General features: G+C 72.3%; 18 protein-coding genes. 10 read left to right on the top strand and 8 right to left on the bottom strand.

What is annotated here, in order from left to right:
- The first annotated feature begins 52 nt into the window (after positions 1–52).
- Both AC0NZQ_RS21205 and AC0NZQ_RS21200 read left to right on the top strand, forming a co-directional pair.
- Entirely contained in the window at positions 53–859 is an 807-nt protein-coding gene (locus AC0NZQ_RS21205) for a formate/nitrite transporter family protein (protein ID WP_474532105.1), read from the top strand.
- Positions 860–892: 33 nt separating this feature from the next.
- Entirely contained in the window at positions 893–1,354 is a 462-nt protein-coding gene (locus AC0NZQ_RS21200) for a hypothetical protein (RefSeq protein WP_474532104.1), read from the top strand.
- 13 nt (positions 1,355–1,367) lie between these two features.
- On the opposite strand, the gene AC0NZQ_RS21195 is transcribed toward AC0NZQ_RS21200, so the two are convergent.
- Positions 1,368–2,330 carry an AraC family transcriptional regulator gene (locus AC0NZQ_RS21195; protein ID WP_474532103.1) on the bottom strand — a complete coding sequence of 321 codons (963 nt, stop codon included), beginning with the start codon at positions 2,328–2,330 and terminating at the stop codon, positions 1,368–1,370.
- Positions 2,331–2,405: 75 nt separating this feature from the next.
- Between AC0NZQ_RS21195 and AC0NZQ_RS21190 the strand changes: the two genes are divergently transcribed.
- Positions 2,406–3,341 carry an NADP-dependent oxidoreductase gene (locus tag AC0NZQ_RS21190; RefSeq protein WP_474532102.1) on the top strand — a complete coding sequence of 312 codons (936 nt, stop codon included), beginning with the start codon at positions 2,406–2,408 and terminating at the stop codon, positions 3,339–3,341.
- 55 nt (positions 3,342–3,396) lie between these two features.
- On the opposite strand, the gene AC0NZQ_RS21185 is transcribed toward AC0NZQ_RS21190, so the two are convergent.
- Together AC0NZQ_RS21185 and AC0NZQ_RS21180 are read right to left on the bottom strand one after the other, a co-directional pair.
- Positions 3,397–4,449: an NAD(P)-dependent alcohol dehydrogenase gene (locus tag AC0NZQ_RS21185; protein ID WP_474532101.1), complete on the bottom strand. Its 1,053-nt coding sequence runs from the start codon at positions 4,447–4,449 to the stop codon at positions 3,397–3,399.
- Between the two features lie 41 nt (positions 4,450–4,490).
- Entirely contained in the window at positions 4,491–4,964 is a 474-nt protein-coding gene (locus AC0NZQ_RS21180; RefSeq protein ID WP_474532098.1) for an NUDIX hydrolase, read from the bottom strand.
- Positions 4,965–5,027: 63 nt separating this feature from the next.
- Between AC0NZQ_RS21180 and AC0NZQ_RS21175 the strand changes: the two genes are divergently transcribed.
- Positions 5,028–6,284, top strand: a complete 1,257-nt coding sequence (locus AC0NZQ_RS21175; RefSeq protein WP_474532097.1) for a serine/threonine-protein kinase — start codon at positions 5,028–5,030, stop codon at positions 6,282–6,284.
- A gap of 55 nt (positions 6,285–6,339) precedes the next feature.
- Here the strand turns inward: AC0NZQ_RS21175 and AC0NZQ_RS21170 are convergent, their stop codons facing one another.
- On the bottom strand, positions 6,340–7,155 hold the full coding sequence (locus AC0NZQ_RS21170) for a class I SAM-dependent methyltransferase (RefSeq protein ID WP_474532096.1): 816 nt from the start codon (positions 7,153–7,155) through the stop codon (positions 6,340–6,342).
- Positions 7,156–7,218: 63 nt separating this feature from the next.
- Between AC0NZQ_RS21170 and AC0NZQ_RS21165 the strand changes: the two genes are divergently transcribed.
- From AC0NZQ_RS21165 to AC0NZQ_RS21150, 4 genes are read left to right on the top strand one after another with little or no spacing between them, the layout of a single operon-like run.
- Positions 7,219–7,935 carry a class I SAM-dependent methyltransferase gene (locus AC0NZQ_RS21165; RefSeq protein WP_474532095.1) on the top strand — a complete coding sequence of 239 codons (717 nt, stop codon included), beginning with the start codon at positions 7,219–7,221 and terminating at the stop codon, positions 7,933–7,935.
- 25 nt (positions 7,936–7,960) lie between these two features.
- Positions 7,961–9,670, top strand: coding sequence for an FAD-binding dehydrogenase (locus tag AC0NZQ_RS21160; protein WP_474532094.1), 1,710 nt, complete (start codon positions 7,961–7,963; stop codon positions 9,668–9,670).
- Positions 9,667–10,515 carry an alpha/beta fold hydrolase gene (locus AC0NZQ_RS21155; RefSeq protein ID WP_474532093.1) on the top strand — a complete coding sequence of 283 codons (849 nt, stop codon included), beginning with the start codon at positions 9,667–9,669 and terminating at the stop codon, positions 10,513–10,515. Before AC0NZQ_RS21160 ends, AC0NZQ_RS21155 begins: the two co-directional genes overlap by 4 nt.
- A 19-nt stretch (positions 10,516–10,534) precedes the next feature.
- Positions 10,535–11,047, top strand: a complete 513-nt coding sequence (locus tag AC0NZQ_RS21150; RefSeq protein WP_474532092.1) for a mycothiol transferase — start codon at positions 10,535–10,537, stop codon at positions 11,045–11,047.
- On the opposite strand, the gene AC0NZQ_RS21145 is transcribed toward AC0NZQ_RS21150, so the two are convergent.
- Entirely contained in the window at positions 11,044–11,667 is a 624-nt protein-coding gene (locus AC0NZQ_RS21145; protein WP_474532091.1) for an endonuclease, read from the bottom strand. The two genes, AC0NZQ_RS21150 and AC0NZQ_RS21145, sit on opposite strands and share 4 nt — an antisense overlap.
- A 22-nt stretch (positions 11,668–11,689) precedes the next feature.
- Here AC0NZQ_RS21145 and AC0NZQ_RS21140 point away from each other — a divergent pair, with 22 nt between their 5' ends.
- A complete protein-coding gene (locus tag AC0NZQ_RS21140; protein WP_474532090.1) occupies positions 11,690–12,364 on the top strand; it encodes an HAD family hydrolase in 675 nt (224 codons plus the stop codon).
- Positions 12,365–12,519: 155 nt separating this feature from the next.
- On the opposite strand, the gene AC0NZQ_RS21135 is transcribed toward AC0NZQ_RS21140, so the two are convergent.
- From AC0NZQ_RS21135 to AC0NZQ_RS21125, 3 genes are read right to left on the bottom strand one after another with little or no spacing between them, the layout of a single operon-like run.
- Positions 12,520–13,842 carry a CYTH domain-containing protein gene (locus AC0NZQ_RS21135; protein WP_474532089.1) on the bottom strand — a complete coding sequence of 441 codons (1,323 nt, stop codon included), beginning with the start codon at positions 13,840–13,842 and terminating at the stop codon, positions 12,520–12,522.
- 23 nt (positions 13,843–13,865) lie between these two features.
- Positions 13,866–14,534 (bottom strand): UdgX family uracil-DNA binding protein, encoded by a 669-nt coding sequence (locus AC0NZQ_RS21130; RefSeq protein ID WP_474532088.1) that lies wholly within the window; start codon positions 14,532–14,534, stop codon positions 13,866–13,868.
- Between the two features lies 1 nt (position 14,535).
- Positions 14,536–14,838: a hypothetical protein gene (locus AC0NZQ_RS21125; RefSeq protein ID WP_474532087.1), complete on the bottom strand. Its 303-nt coding sequence runs from the start codon at positions 14,836–14,838 to the stop codon at positions 14,536–14,538.
- A gap of 177 nt (positions 14,839–15,015) precedes the next feature.
- Here AC0NZQ_RS21125 and AC0NZQ_RS21120 point away from each other — a divergent pair, with 177 nt between their 5' ends.
- Positions 15,016–15,579, top strand: a complete 564-nt coding sequence (locus AC0NZQ_RS21120; protein ID WP_474532086.1) for a type 1 glutamine amidotransferase domain-containing protein — start codon at positions 15,016–15,018, stop codon at positions 15,577–15,579.
- Positions 15,580–15,616 lie beyond the last annotated feature (37 nt).

Below are 15,616 nucleotides of genomic sequence, written 5' to 3'. Positions count from 1 at the left end.
GCAGCGCTTCTCGTGCGGTTCGCGAACACTGTGCAACGGGTAAGGGGCGGAGATGAGCTTCAATGCGCCGCCGGAGATCACCGCGCTCGCGGTCAAGAGCGGAACCGCCAAGGCCAACCTCTCCGCGCCGAAGGCACTGGTCGGCGGGTTCCTCGCCGGGGCGTACATCGCCTTCGGCGCCCTGCTCGCCGTCGTCGCCTCCTCCGGGCTGAACCCCGAGACCTGGGGCGGCTTGATCACGGTGGTCACCGGGCTGGTCTTCAGCCTCGGCCTGATCCTCGTGGTGGTCGGCGGGGCGGAGCTGCTCACCGGCAACATGGCGCTGGTGCCGTTGGCGGTCTTCGCCAAGCAGGTGACCGTCGCCAAGATGCTGCTCAACTGGCTGTGGGTGACGATCGGCAACCTCGCGGGATCGCTCTTCGTCGCCTACGTGCTGGCCGACAAGACCGGCGTGATCGCCAAGGGAGCGCCGGGGACCGCGGGTGCGTCGTGGACCCGGCTGCAGGCCATCGCCGCAGGCAAGGGCATGACCGAGACCCACGTCGAGCAATTCCTGCGGGCGCTGGGCTGCAACTGGCTGGTCTGCCTCGCCGTCTGGCTGGCGCTGGCCGCCACCACGGTCGGCGGCAAGATCCTCGCGATCGTCTTCCCGATCACCGCCTTCGTCGCCCTCGGCTTCGATCACGTCGTCGCCAACATGTTCTTCCTGCCGTTGGCGATCTTCGAGAACACCGGGCTGACCGGGGGCGCGATGGTCCTGAACCTGGTGTGGGCATTCCTCGGCAACGCGGTGGGGGCAGCCGTCTTCGTGGCGGGCGCTTACTGGTATCTCTATGGGCAGTCTTCGCGTACGGAGTAAGCCGTTCGCAATTGAATTGTCCCGGGAGGGCTAGTGTCACCGCGTTCCACCTTCGGCCGATCGCTCACGGCCGGAGCGCTGCTCGTGCTCACCACCGCGCTCGCCGCCTGCGGCAGCGACTCCAGCTCGCCCGCAGGCTCGTCCGCACCGAAGCCGGCCTCGACGACGGCGTCGGGTTCGTCGGTCACGTCGCCGGCCACGACGGGCACCTCGGCCGCCGGCTCCACGGCCGCGCAGGCGAGCGGCAGCGACAAGCTGTTCTGCAGCGTCTACAACCCCAAGACCGCCGCTGCCGCCCGCACCAATCTGTCGGCGGCCCGCACGCTGCTGGAACGAGTGAGCGAGGTCGCGCCGGCTGCCATCAAGGCCGACGCCGAGCTGCTCAACCGCAGCCTGCTCGACGTGATGCAGAACAAGACCTCGGCCGACGTGGCGAGCAAGGTCCGGATCGCCTCGGTGCGGGTGTCGACCTACTACTCGCAGCACTGCCGCTGACCGCGCCCCCTCGCTAAGACGGGGAGGACGCGACCGACGGCCCGGCGCCTGGCCGCGCTGCTGCCCGTCGCCACTGCCCCGGAGCCATCCCGACGCGCCGCTTGAAGGCGGAGGCGAACGAGAACTCCGAGGCGTAGCCGACCGCAGCGGCGATGGCGGCCAGGCCCTCGGTGCCGTCGCGCAGCTGCTCCTTGGCCAGCGCGATCCGCCACTCGGTGAGGTACTCCAACGGTGGGGCGCCGACGACCTCGGCGAAGCGTCGGGCGAAGCCCGATCGCGACTCGTGGGCGATCCCGGCGAGCTCGTTCACCGTCCAGGATCGGGCAGGGTCGGCGTGGACGGCCCGCAGTGCCGCGCCGAGGCCGGGGTCGTCCATGGCGCGGAACCAGCCGGGGACCTCGCTCGCCGTCCCGAACCACGTGCGCAGCGCCTGGACCAGCGCGACGTCGAGCAGGCGGTCCAGCAGCGCCTGCTGGCCCGGTCCGCCGCCGAGCATCTCGGCGGCGAGCAGGTCGATGGTCAGGCGCAGCGGGCTGCCTGCGGTGGGGCGCAGTCGGACCAGCGGTGGCAGCGCGTCGAGCAGCGGTCGCGACAGATCGCCTTCGAACATGTACGCGCCGCAGCAGAACTCTGCGGCCGGGCCGTCGTCCGGGTCGCCGCTGCGCACGTGCAACGCAGGCTCCTCGCCGCCGCAGGCGCGCTGCAGGAAATCGGCGAAGGGCACCGTCGACTGCCCCGGCGCGGCGGCGAGGAAGTGCGGGTTGGCGCGCAGCAGCACGACATCGCCGCCGGCCACGCGGATCGGATCGTCGGCGGTGTCGGCGGTCCATGCCACCAGCTCGCCGTCGACGATCGCGTGAATGGCGAGCGCTCCGGCCATCGGGAACTCGATGCCCCAGTCGCCGTGCAGCGTGCTGCGTGAGAAGGCGGCGCCGCGGGCACGGGAACGTTGCAGCAGGTCTGTCAGGACGTCCATGGGCTTGGACGTTGACACAAATATCTGGCGCTTTCAAGCATGGAGCGTCTGCCGCCGCCGGTGTTGGCTGTTGCCATGACCAACGATGAGAAGTCGACGATGAAGGCAGTGCGCTACGACCGGTTCGGGGGTGTGGAGGTCCTCGAGGTCCGAGAGGTGGAGCGCCCCGTCCCCGGCGCGGACGAGGTCCTCGTCCGCGTCCGGGCAGCCGGCATCAATCCCGGCGAGGCGAAGATCCGGGCGGGGGTGCTCGCGGAGATGTTTCCCTCCACCTTTCCCTCGGGGCAGGGCAGCGATCTCGCCGGGACCGTTGTCGCCGACGGCTACGGCTTCACCGCCGGGGACGAGGTGCTGGGCTGGGTCGACACCCGGTCGAGCCACGCGGAGTACGCGGCCGTGCCGGCCGAGCAGCTCCTGCCCAAGCCGGCGAGCCTGCCGTGGGAGCAGGCGGGGGCGCTCTTCGTCGCCGGCGCCACGGCCTGGGCGGCGACCCGGGCCGTCGAGCTGCGGGAGGGGGAGACCGTGGTGGTGGCTGGCGCGGCCGGCGGTGTCGGCGGTCTGGTCGTCCAGCTCGCCGTCGAACGGGGAGCCACCGTGATCGGGTTGGCGAGCGAGCACAACCACGACTGGCTCCGCGGCTACGGCGTCGTCCCGATCGCCTACGGCGATGGGGTCGCGGAGCGGATCCGGGCAGCCGCGCCAGCCGGGGTGGCCGCGTTCGTCGACACGGTCGGCACCGGTTACGTCGACCTTGCCCTCGAGCTGGGGGTCGAGGCCGGCCGCATCGACACCATCGCCGATTTCCCCGCGCTGGAGCGGGTGCCGGGCCTCAAGGCCGAGGGCAACGCCCAGGGGGCGAACCGCGCCGACATGTCGGCTCTGGTCGAGCGGCTCACCGACGGCCGGCTGGAGCTGCCGATCGCGGCGACCTATCCGCTGGCCGAGGTCCGGGACGCCTTCGCCGAGCTCGAACGCAACCACACCCGCGGAAAGATCGTGCTGCTGCCGTGAGAAACGACGAGGCCCCCACCCGATGCGGTGGGGGCCTCGTGACGTGCGGGGACGATCAGTCGCGCATGGTGTCGATGTCGATGACGTAGCGGTAGCGCACCTTGGAATCCACGGTGTTGTCGTACGCCTCGTCGATCTTGCTGGCCGGGATGACCTCGACGGTGGCGCCGATGTTGTGCTCGCCGCAGAAGTCCAGCATCTCCTGCGTCTCCTTGATGCCGCCGATCATGGAGCCTGCCCAGCGCTTGCCTCCGGAGAGCAGGCCGAAGGCGTTGACCTCCATCTTCTCGGCCGGGGCGCCGACGTTGACCAGCGTGCCGTGCGTCTTGAGCAGCGACAGGTACTGCTCGATCGGCAGCTGCGCGGAGACGGTGTTGATGATGAGGTCGAAGGTGCCGGCGAGCTTCTTGAAGGTCTCGCGCTCCTTCGTGGCGTAGTACTCCTTCGCGCCGAACTTCTTGCCGTCCTCCTCCTTGTTCGTCGTCTGCGACAGGACGGTGACCTCGGCCCCCATGGCGTCAGCGATCTTGACGGCCATGTGGCCGAGCCCGCCCATGCCCACGACGGCGACCTTCTTGCCGGGGCCGGCGCCGAAGCGGTGCAGCGGCGAGTAGGTGGTGATGCCGGCGCAGAGCAGCGGGGCGGCCTGGTCCAGCGGGATGTTCTCCGGGATGTGCAGCGTGAACCGCTCGTCGCAGACGATCTCGGTGCTGTAGCCACCGGCGGTCGGCTTGCCCTCGACCCGGTCGATGGCGTTGTAGGTGCCGGTCATCCCACCGTTGAGGCAGAACTGCTCTTCGTCGTTCTTGCAGTTCTCGCACTCGCGACAGGAGTCGACCATGCAGCCGATGCCGGCGTGATCGCCCACCTTGAAGCCGGTGACCTCGGCGCCGACCTCCTCGACGACACCGGCGATCTCGTGGCCGGGGACGAGCGGGTACATCGCCTCGCCCCACTCGTCGCGCGCCGTGTGGATGTCGCTGTGGCAGATGCCGGCGTAGGCGATCTTGATGCGGACGTCGTGGGGGCCGACCTCGCGCCGCTCGATGGTGGCCTTCTCGAACGGGGCCTTGGCGGCGGGAGTCTGGTAAGCGGTGACCTGCGTCATGGGCGCGGTCTCCTCTCTGTCGAAGATTGTGGACAACTCACCTAATGGGTTACCCGGCGGAGGCGGTCGAGGAACGCGGTCTGGGCAGCGACGAGTTTCACGTTGGCGGTGTCGAGGTCGACCCACTCGGCGCGATCCACCTCGGGGAAGCTCTGCCGCCGACCGGAGCGCGGCGGCCATTCCAGCTCGAAGGTGTTGCTGACGACGGTCGTGACGTCGAGGTCGCCCTCGAGCGCCCAGGCGCTGACGATCTTGCCGTTGCGCTGTGTGACCTCGCCGAGCGGTACCGGGTCGCCGGCGGGTGCGGGGGAGCCGAGCTCCTCGGCGAACTCCCGGTAAGCGGCGTCGAGAGGGTCTTCCTCGGGCAGGTACTCCCCCTTGGGGATGGACCAGGCGCGCTCGTCCTTGCGCGCCCAGAGCGGACCGCCCATGTGGGCGAGGAGCACCTCGATGCCGCCGGGGGCAGCCGGTTGTGGGTGCCAGAGCAGCAGACCGGCGCTGGGGGTGGGAGCCACGATGGGGAGTCTTCCCCTTGCCGGATCCTGCGAGGTGTGGCGGGTGCGTGACACCATCGGCGGGTGCCGACCCTGGAACTGCAGGTCTCCGACCCGGTGGGGGTCGGTCCGTACCGGCTGCTGCGCCGGCTCGGCTCCGGGGGCATGGGCGTCGTCTATCTGGGCGAGGACGCGTCAGGCGAGCTCGTCGCGGTCAAGTGCCTGCCGCCGGGCGTGAGCGGTGAGACGCGGGACCGGCTGCGCCGGGAGGCGGGTTTCCTGGAGCAGGTGCGTCACCGCCGGGTGGCCGCCTTCGTCGCCGCCGACACCCGAGCGGACCGCCCGTGGATCGCCATGCAGTACGTGCCGGGCCCGTCGCTGGCGCAGGCGTCGGTGCCGCTCGGTCCGGTCCAGGTGCGGCACCTGGCCGAGGGCCTCGCCGACGCCCTCGTGGCGCTGCATCGCCAGGGTTTGACGCATCGGGACGTGAAGCCGGGGAATGTGATCCTCACCCACGACGGTCCCGTGCTCGTCGATCTCGGCATCGCCCTCGGCAACGACCTCACCGCGATCACCGCGGTGGGGATGGTCGTGGGCACCCCGGAGTGGATGGCGCCGGAGCAGCTCACCGGCCTCGCCACCACGCACGCCGTCGACGTCTGGGGTTGGGCTGCGGTGGCGACCTACGCCGCGACCGGGCGGCCGCCGTTCGGGTCCGGTGCGGTGGAGGCGCTGGCCCACCGGATCCGGCACGAGCAGCCTGATCTGACCGGGGTCCCGGACTGGCTGCGCGGGGCGGTCGTCGCGGCCTTCGCCAAGGATCCCCGGCAGCGGCCGGGGATGGACCAGCTCGCCGCGGTGGACGGGATCCGCAAGGTCGGTGCGCGGGTGCCGCAGCCCGTCGTCCCGGCTGCCCCGGCGCCCCGGCCGGTGCCGCCGGCCACGCTGGTGGCGCCCAATCCGCCGCCCCTTGTGCGTCCTCCTGTGCCGGGACCAATGCCACCGGTGCGGCGGCCCGAACCGGCGCCGTCGCGCCCGGCGGCGCCGCCCGCTGCCCCCGCCCGAGCCCCGAAGCGGGACGTCCGACGGGCGGCCCGGCAGGACGAGAGACGAGCCGGCAAACCGGCACGGCAGGCGCCGCCACCGCGTCCGCGCCGCCGCCGGTCATGGCTCCATCGCGTGCTGCGCAGGATCGCGTTCCTGATGCTGCTATTCGCGGCGCTGATCGTGCTCGCCACCATGGCCTACGGCTGGGTGCGCAGCCAGCTCGACCACGTCTCGTGGTCTCGGGCAGTCCGCGACATCCGTGATCAGGTGCAGCGGCTGCTCGACGGCGGGTGATCATCGCCGAGTTCTACAACGGCGGCCGGATCGGGGGCCGTCGACCCGGCGGCGGCTAGCCTGCCGCCGGTCGCTGCGCCGAGAGCAGGACGGCGACGGCCGGAAGGTCGACACGCCCGTCGCCACGGCCGAACTGCTCACCGGCAGCCACGACGTAGCGGTGACGCGCCTGCGCCCGCAGCTCCGGCCCCGCCTGCGCGAGCACCGCGCCGGTGCGCGGGGTGGCGTCGGCGATGACGTCGAACCACCAGCCGGGCTCGACGGTCATGGTCCAGCGCACCCGCTCGACCCGGACGCCCTCCCACGACGCGAGCAGCTGCCGCGCCTGCGCCTCGTCGGCGTAGCGGTACGGGTCGGGCCCGTCCGGGACGGTCGCGGTCAGCCCCATGTCGGCGACGACGCCGCCGATGCTGCCGATCGCGACGTTCGTCGCCGGGACGTCCCAGATCGTCATGGCCAGCCGGCCACCCGGGACGAGCACGCGCCCGAGTTCCCGGACGGCCGCGTCGGGCCTCGGCAGGTGGTTGAGCAGGTAGCTCGCCGTCACGGCATCGAACTCGCCGTCCGGGAACGGCAGCGTCTCGGCGTCGGCCGCGACGGCGTCCACCCCGGCCGCGGTCGCGATCGCCACCATCGCGTTGGACTGGTCCGCCGCCGTCACGGCAGCCCCCCGCTCGGCCGCGACGAGCGCGACGTAGCCGGGTCCGCTGCCCACGTCGAGCAGGCGGGATCCGGCGGTGACGCCGACGGCCTCGAGCAGGGCATCGATGCTGCCGCGGGTGAGATCGCCGAAGGCCGCGGCGTAGGCCCGCGCGCGCTGCTCCCACGAGTCGCGTTCCCAGGCCGCGAAGGCCGCACTCTCGTCGCTCATCGGCGCATCGTCGCATCCTGCTCGACGCCGAAATGACTGGCCGGGGCGATTAGCGTCGCTGGCGTGAGCGACTACGACTCCCGCCTCGTCGCGCTCTACGACGAGGACAACCCGGACGGGCCGGATCACGACTTCTACCGCGACCTCGCCGCACCGGCCGGCGCCGTCGTGGACCTCGGCTGCGGCACCGGCATGCTGACCGTCTCGCTCGCGGCACCGGGACGCTCGGTCGTGGGCGTCGACCCGTCGGCGGCCATGATCGACTTCGCTCGCCGGCGTCCGGGCGGCGAGGGGGTGACGTGGCTGGTCGGGGACAGCAGGGTCGTCCCGGCGCGGCGGTTCGACCTCGCGCTGATGACCGGCAACGTCGCGCAGCACATCGGTGCAGCGGACTGGCCACGGACGCTGCAGGATCTGGCCGCCGCGCTCCGTCCCGGTGGTCGGCTCGCCTTCGAGACCCGCAACCCGGCCGTCAGGGCCTGGGAGAGCTGGGCGGCGGCCGGACCCAGTTCCCGGCAGACCGCCGACGGCGAGCTCGTCGAGTGGTTCGAGGTCGACCACGACCCGTCCGGTGTCGTGACGCTGGTCAGCTGCACCCGGCTGGTCGAGACGGGGGAGGTGCTCCGGCACACCCAGCTGCTGACCTTCCGCGAGCGGGCGGAGGTGGCCGCGGCGCTCGACGGGGCCGGCTTCGAGGTGGAGGCCGTCTACGGCGACTGGCATCGCACCCCCATGACGGCAGCGTCCCCGGTGATGGTCTTCGTCGCCCGGCGGCGATGACCCCGGTCGGGGTAGCGTCGCCGCCATGAGCGCAGCGGGCAGCATCCCCGACAACGCCGACGTGATCGTGGTGGGGGCGGGGCTCGCCGGCCTGGTCGCGACCTACGAGCTCACCAAGGCCGGACGGCGGGTGCTCGTCATCGACCAGGAGAACCGCAAGAATCTCGGCGGCCAGGCGTTCTGGTCCCTCGGTGGGCTCTTCATGGTCGACACCCCCGAGCAGCGCCGCCTCGGGATCAAGGACTCCTACGAGCTGGCCCTGCAGGACTGGCTCGGCAGTGCCGGCTTCGACCGGCTGGAGGGCGAGAACCCGGAGGACCGCTGGCCCCGGCAGTGGGCCGAGGCCTACGTCCGCTTCGCCGCAACCGAGAAGCGTGACTACCTGCACGGGCTCGGCCTGCGTATCACGCCGGTCGTCGGCTGGGCCGAGCGCGGCGGGCACGACGCCACCGGCCACGGCAACTCCGTCCCGCGTTTCCACCTCACCTGGGGCACCGGACCGGAGGTGGTCCGCGTCTTCGCCGAACCCGTCCTCGCTGCCGAACGGCAGGGCCTGGTCACCTTCGCCTTCCGGCACCAGGTGGACGAGCTGGTCGCCGACGCCGGCGTCGTCGTCGGCGTCCGCGGCAGCCGGCTCAGCAGCACCCCCGCCGACGAGGCCCTGGAACGCGGCAAGGCGAGCAGCCGCGAGACCGACGGCGACTTCGAGTTCCGTGCCAAGGCCGTGATCGTCACCAGCGGCGGCATCGGCCACAACCACGAGCTGATCCGCCGCAACTGGCCCGTGGACCGGCTCGGCCCGGTGCCGAAGACCATGATCGCCGGCGTCCCGGCTCACGTGGACGGCCGCATGCTGGCAATCAGCGAGCAGGCGGGCGCACGCCTCGTCAACCGTGACCGCATGTGGCACTACACCGAGGGCATCAACAACTGGGATCCTATCTGGCCGATGCACGCGATCCGCATCATCCCCGGCCCCTCCTCGCTCTGGTTCGACGCGCTCGGCAAGCGGCTGCCCGCCCCCAACTTCCCGGGTTTCGACACCAACGGGACGATGAAGGCCATCCTCGCCACCGGCCACGACTACTCGTGGTTCGTGCTGACGCAGTCGATCATCGAGAAGGAGTTCGCGCTGTCGGGCTCCGAGCAGAACCCCGACATCACGGGCAAGGATCTCAAGCTGACGCTGAAGACCCGGGTCAGCAAGGGCGCAGCCGAGCCGGTCGAGAAGTTCAAGGAGCACGGCGAGGACTTCGTCGTCGCCGACAACCTGCGCGACCTCGTCGCCGGCATGAACAAGCTCGGCCGCGACGGTGCGCAGATCGACCCGGACGACCTGGAGCGGCAGATCGTCGCCCGGGACCGGGAGATCGACAATAAGTACTCCAAGGACCTGCAGCTCATGGCTGTCCAGAACGCGCGGTCCTACCTCGGCGACAAGATCTCCCGCGTCGCCAAGCCGCACCGCATCCTCGATCCGGCCCACGGTCCGTTGATCGCCGTGCGGCTGAACGTCCTCACCCGCAAGACGCTCGGCGGGATCGAGACCGACCTGGACGCACGGGCCATCGGGGCAGACGGCGCGCCCATCCCCGGTCTCTACGCCGCCGGTGAGGTGGCGGGCTTCGGCGGCGGCGGCGTCCACGGTTACAACGCGCTCGAGGGCACCTTCCTCGGCGGCTGCATCTTCTCGGGTCGGGCGGCCGGCCTCGCGCTGGCCAAGGCGATCGGGTGAGCACCCGGCGCCCCGGCACGAGGGTCGTCGTCGCCACCGACGACTTCCGCGGCCCGGTCCTGGTCCGGGAGGACGGTCCGGTCGCCGGGTCGGCCGTCCTGCTGATCCACGGGTTCTGCGGCTCCGGCGGCTGGTACGACCAGGTCGCGGCGCAGCTCGCCGACCGATTCCGCGTCATCCGCCCCGACCTGCTCGGGCACGGCGGCACCGGCGGCCGTGCCGCGGATGCGCCGCAGCAGGCGCGGGTGCTCGCCGGCCTGCTGGACCGGCTCGCCGTCCGCACGGTGACGGTCGTCGGACATTCCTTCGGGGCGGACGTCGCCGTCGCGCTGGCCGAGATCTCCGACCGGGTGGAACGGGTCATGATCATCTGTCAGGCGCCGGACTACAGCGACATCAACCTCCCCGGCGCCAGTGGGGTCGCGACCGCGCCCGTCCTCGGCCAGCTGCTGATCGGCTCCGCCCGGCTGGCGTCGCATGGCCTCGGCGCCGTGCTGGCCGTCCGGCCGCCGAAGGATCCCGCGGCGCGGTTGCTGGCGCGGCGCGCGCTGGCCGACTTCCGAGCGCTCGACCACGGCATGTTCCGGGTGATCCTGAACGAGCGGCGCGACCGGCTGGCGGGACGCCCGCTGGACGACCAGCTCCGCGACGCCGGCAAGCCGGCGCTCGTGCTCCTCGCCGGCAACGACCACTTCTACGGTGACCGGTCCGCCGCGCGATACCGGGCCGCCGGGGCGCGGGTGGAGATCGTCGCCGAGGCCGGGCACTCGCTGCAGATCGAGCAGCCCGGCTACGTCGCCGGTCAGCTCCGGGACTTCGTCGACGCCCCGGTGCCCGCCGGATAGGTCGGGGTAGGTAAGCAGCATGACTGCTGCCACCGAACTCCTCCTCGACGGCTTCGGCCGGGTCAACGAGCGCGTGCACGCCGTCCTCGACGGTGCCGACGAGCAGTTGTTGACCGCGCGCCTCGACCCCGAAGCCAACAGCATCGGCTGGCTGGTCTGGCATCTGCTGCGGGTGCAGGACGACCACGTCGCGGGCGTCGCGGAGACCGAGCAGGTCTGGACCGCGGAGGGCTGGCATGAACGTTTCGGTCTACCGTTCCCGCCCGAGGCCCACGGCTACGGGCAGAGCAGCGCCGACGTGGCGCAGGTCCGCGACATCAGCGTCGAGGACTTCACCGGGTACGCCGACGCCGTCCACGCCGCCACCCGACGCTACGTCGAGAGCCTCACCGACGACGACCTCTCCCGCGTCGTCGACGACAACTGGGACCCGCCGGTGACCCTCGCCGTCCGGCTGGTCAGTGTCATCGACGACGACCTGGAGCATGCCGGTCAGGCCGCTTTTGCGCGCGGCGTGCTCGAAAGGCGTTAGGCGCTGACCGTGGCGACGAGTTCGTCGTCCAGCGTGACCCGGACGAGCGCGGCAGCCAGCCGGGCGTGATTGTCCGGCGCGACCAGATCGCCGAGACGTGAGACCGGCAGTCCCAGCGCCTTCGCTCCGTCGCGGGCGCGCTCGTCGAAGAACGGGCGCAGCCAGGGCCACACCGCCTGCGCCTCGCGAAGGAAGATGTCCGCGCCCGCCGGGCCGATGCCGGGAATCTGCTGCAGCTCCGCGCGGGCTGCTCCCATGTCCTGTGTCAGACGGCGCAGGTCGCCGTGCCAGCGGTCCAGGACGAACTGCGCCGCCTCCGCCGTCCTGGTGGCGGTGCTCTCGTCGAAGCGGCGGTAATGCGCGCGGACGCAGGCGTCGACGCGCTGCTGCCAGCTGAGGTCCAGGGTGCGGCGGGGGGTGGTGCAGCCGGCCCGACGCAGCTCCCTGGCGGCGGCGACGCCGAGCTCGCTGCCGATCGGCTTGGCCAGGACGATCACGAGCACGGCCAGTTGCCACAGCGAGGCGGGCTTGTCCCGCAGCATGACGCCGGCCTCGTCGGTGAAGGTGCGGCCAGCGCTGTCCAGCAGCCGCCGAGCCACCTGCCGTGGATCGCTGCTCATGCCGTCGGGGTACCCCGCCGGCATGACGGAACGCAGCGGAGTCCTCTTCGACGTCGACGGCACGCTCGTCGACACCACCTTCCTGCATGCGGTCTGCTGGTTCGAGGCGATGCGTCAGAACGGGCACACGGTCCCGATGGCGGTGGTGCACCATGCCATCGGCATGGGCGGGGACGAGCTGCTCGACCACTGTCTCGGCGCCGACCGGGACCATGGCGACGACGATGCGATCCACGCGGCGCGGCTGGCGCTCTACCAGCAGTACTGGGGCCGGCTCACCCTGCTTCCCGGCGCGCGCGAGCTGCTCGCCGCCTGCGCGCACCGCGGGCTGGCGGTCGTGCTGGCCTCGTCGGCCTCGGAGAACGAGCTCGCCGCGCTCACCGACGTCCTCGACAGCGACGAGGTCATCACGTTGGCGACCAGTTCCAGCGACGCCGACGCCGGCAAGCCCGACCCCGACATCCTGCAGGCCGCGCTCGAGCAGAGCGGCCTCGCCGCGGCGAACTGCGTCTTCGTCGGGGATGCGGTGTGGGACGGCGCCGCCGCGGCGAAGGTGGGTGTCACCTTCGTCGCCCTCACCTGCGGTGGGACCCCCGAGCCGCTGCTTCGCGACGCCGGGGCGAGCGAGGTCTACGACGATCCCGCTGCTCTGCTCGCGGCGCTGGACGAGAGCGCCCTCGGCCGGCTGGGCCGCTGAGGGCTGGAGAGTCAGCCGCCGAGAGAGTCAGCCGCCGAGGGAGTCGGCTGCCGAGGGAGTCGGCTGCCGAGGGAGTCGGCTGCCGAGGGAGTCGGCTGCCGAGGGAGTCGGCTGCCGAGGGAGTCGGCTGCCGAGAAAGTCGGCTGCCGAGGAAGTCAGCCGCTAAGGGAGTCGGCCGCCGGGCGCGTCGCCACCAGCCGGGCGTCCCGTGCCCGGTCGGCGTCGATCTCGAAGCGGAGCAGCCGACGGCGGGGACGCCGTCCCGTCGCCTCGACGGCGTACCGGGCGCGTCGCGCGGCCTTGACGGCGCGCCGTACCCGCCGCGGGTCGTCGTCCCGGCGTGCCCGGCGGATCCGGCGCAGCGCGGTGCGTTCGGCGTGATCGGCCAGCGCGCGCAGGTCGCGCCGCGAGACACCCGGTCGGGCCGGGTCGCCGCCGGCGAGAGCGGCGAGCACTGCGAGCAGACGCCGATACCGGTTGGTCCGGACCGCAGCGACGAGGGCGGCCCGTGCCTCGGCGCCCTCGCGGTCGGCGGGCGGCTGCTGGTCCGGCTGCGACTCCGGCTCGGAGAGCAGCGTGGCCACCACGGCGGCGTCGCGCACCGCGCGGACGTGCCGGCGGTACCAAGCCAGCTCGGCTTGCAGCGCCCGCGCCGTGGTGTCGCTGCGGGCGGACGGGACGGCTTCGACCGCCAGGACCGGACGGAAGACGCGGACGAGGGCGTGCAGCCGGTCGAGGGCGGCGAGCAGGACGGCGGCGTCGAGGCTCGCCGCCTCGTTTGGACCACGCCGCAACGCGATGTCGGCCGCTACCAGGATGCGATGTGACTCGCCGAGAGCAGCGGCCAGCGTGCGCCCCGCCGGGGTTCGCGTGATGTCGTCGGCGTCGCGGCCCAGGGCACGGGCCAGCTTCGATCCGCTGCGCGACGGCCGAGCGCCCGCGCGCCGCAGCAGTGTGGCGTACCGAGCGAGGTCCGCCTCGTCGCCGGCGGGGCCGAGCTCGATCTCGAGCTCGCGCCAACGCAACGCGCGAGCCTCACCCACAGCGGCGCTGACGTGGTCGTCGGCGATCTCGACGACGAGGTCGTCCCCACGTCGCAACCGGGTCAGGTGTCGCTGGGTGGAGAGCGTGGCGACGGGCACGAGCTGCTCGCCCCGCACGACGCCGGCCAGCAGGTCACGCAGCTCGGACGGGACCGGCTCGTCCGGCTCGCCGAGCGGGACGGCGAGTTCCTGCCGCGCGACTCCGGCGGGGATCTTGAGCTGCCAGCCGGTGTCGGTGTCCCCGGTGCGTCGGCGCAGCGTGATGCGCTGGGCAAGCAGGTCGAGATCGGGGGAGTCGTAGTAGGTGGACCGCAGCGCCACCGTGCCCCGTTCGACCTGCAGCTCGTTGCCCCGCGGCTGCAGCTCCGGCACGACGAACCCGCTCGGCGCCTCGAACTTGAGCTCGCGTTCGCGGTGGCTGCTCGTCCGGCTCACCGGGTCCTCCGTTCTGTCCGTCCTCACCGGGCCAGCGTGGCGGCGACGACCGACAGGTCATGTACCAGGCCGGCGTAGGCGTCGTCGCGTTCCTCGTCCGGGGTTCGCAGTATGGCCGAGGGGTGGATCGTCGCGAAGGCGGCCGCCACGTCGATCTGCGTGCCGGCGAAGGGACCGCGGACCGGCGGCCAGTCGACCGCGCGACCCCGCGCGGCGGTGAGCCGGAACTGCGGTCCGTAGAGCGAGCCCGCGGCGGTGGCGCCGAGTGCGAGGAGGACCGCGGGCCGCACCGCGGCGAGCTCCGCCGCCAGCCAGGGCCGGCAGGCCGTCACCTGGGCGGCGGTGGGCTTCTCGTGGATGCGCCGCTTGCCCCGCTCGGTGAAGCGGAAGTGCTTCACCGCGTTGGTGGTCCACGTGGGGGTCTCGTCCAGGCCGGCGTCGCGCAGCGCCCGGCGCAGCAGGGCCCCGGCCGGTCCCACGAAGGGTTCCCCGCGCTGGTCCTCCACGTCGCCGGGCTGCTCGCCGACCAGCATCAGCTCGGCGGTGACGGTGCCGTCCCCGAAGACGGCCTGGGTCGCCGGCGCGTGGAGGTCACAGCCCTGACACCCGTCCGCCGCGCTACGCAGCCGCGCCAGGTCGCCGGTGTCAGGGACGAACTGCGCGGCGCCGGGGTGCGTGACTCGGGCCGCCACCTCAGCCGGCGGCGAGGCTGTCGGCGTCGGCGGTGAACCACGCGGGCACCGGAAAACCGCGCATCCACGCCAGGGTCCGCCAGTCACCGGGGGCAGCGGCGAGAGCGTCGTCCCCGGTGCGCCAGACGGCGACGCGACGGTCGTCGGTGTCGGCGTACATGAGCGCGTGCTCCGGTCCGTGGCCGGACCAGAGCTGGCAGCGGTGCTCCTCGGTTCCCGGCGCCGAGCCGGGGGCAAGGGCCGCGCACCGCAGGTCCACGGTGCGCGCGGCGAAGGTGGTCGGACGGTCCTGCGCCAACGTCATGGGCACTTCCTCTGCAGACCGACGCCGGGGGCTCCGCGCCGCGGCCCGAGCCGGGCCTGAGGGTGATCTATCCGCTCTGCCCGAATCGCAAACCTCGACACGGCGGTGAGGCCGCGGTGCGCGTCGGGCAGCACGTCGGAGAGGCCGTTTCCCGTACACCCACACCTGGAGGTTCCCGTGTCCGACGAACTCGCCGGCAAGACCATCGCCTTTCTCCTCGCCAATTCCGGGGTCGAGCAGGTGGAGCTGACCACTCCCTGGCAGGCGGTGCGTGACGCCGGTGGCTCCCCGGTGCTCGTCGCACCGGAGAAGGACACCGTCCAGGCCTTCACCAACGATGTCGAGAAGGCCGACACCTTCGAGGCCGACCGCGCCGTCGCCGACGTCTCGGTCGACGACTTCGACGGGCTGGTGCTGCCCGGCGGCACGACGAACCCCGACCAGCTGCGGATGGACTCCGACGCGGTGGCCTTCGTCAAGGCCTTCGCCGCCGCCGGCAAGCCCATCGCCGCCATCTGTCACGGGCCGTGGACGCTCGTCGAGGCGGGCGTGCTGACCGGCAAGACGCTGACGTCGTGGCCCAGCCTGCAGACCGACATCCGCAATGCCGGCGCGGCCGAGTGGCGCGACGAGGAGGCAGTCACCTGTCCCGAAGCGGGCTACACGCTGGTCACGAGCCGTAACCCCGACGACCTGCCGGCGTTCGGAAAGGCCGCTGTCGCCGCCTTCGCGCAGGGTTGATGTCCGGCTGACCGGTCGGTCTCTCTTATGATCACGG

Source organism: Jatrophihabitans sp. sgz311053 (genome assembly GCF_056135305.1).
The sequence above is the reverse complement of the archived record's forward strand: the minus strand, read 5'-3'. Positions and strand labels throughout refer to the sequence as shown.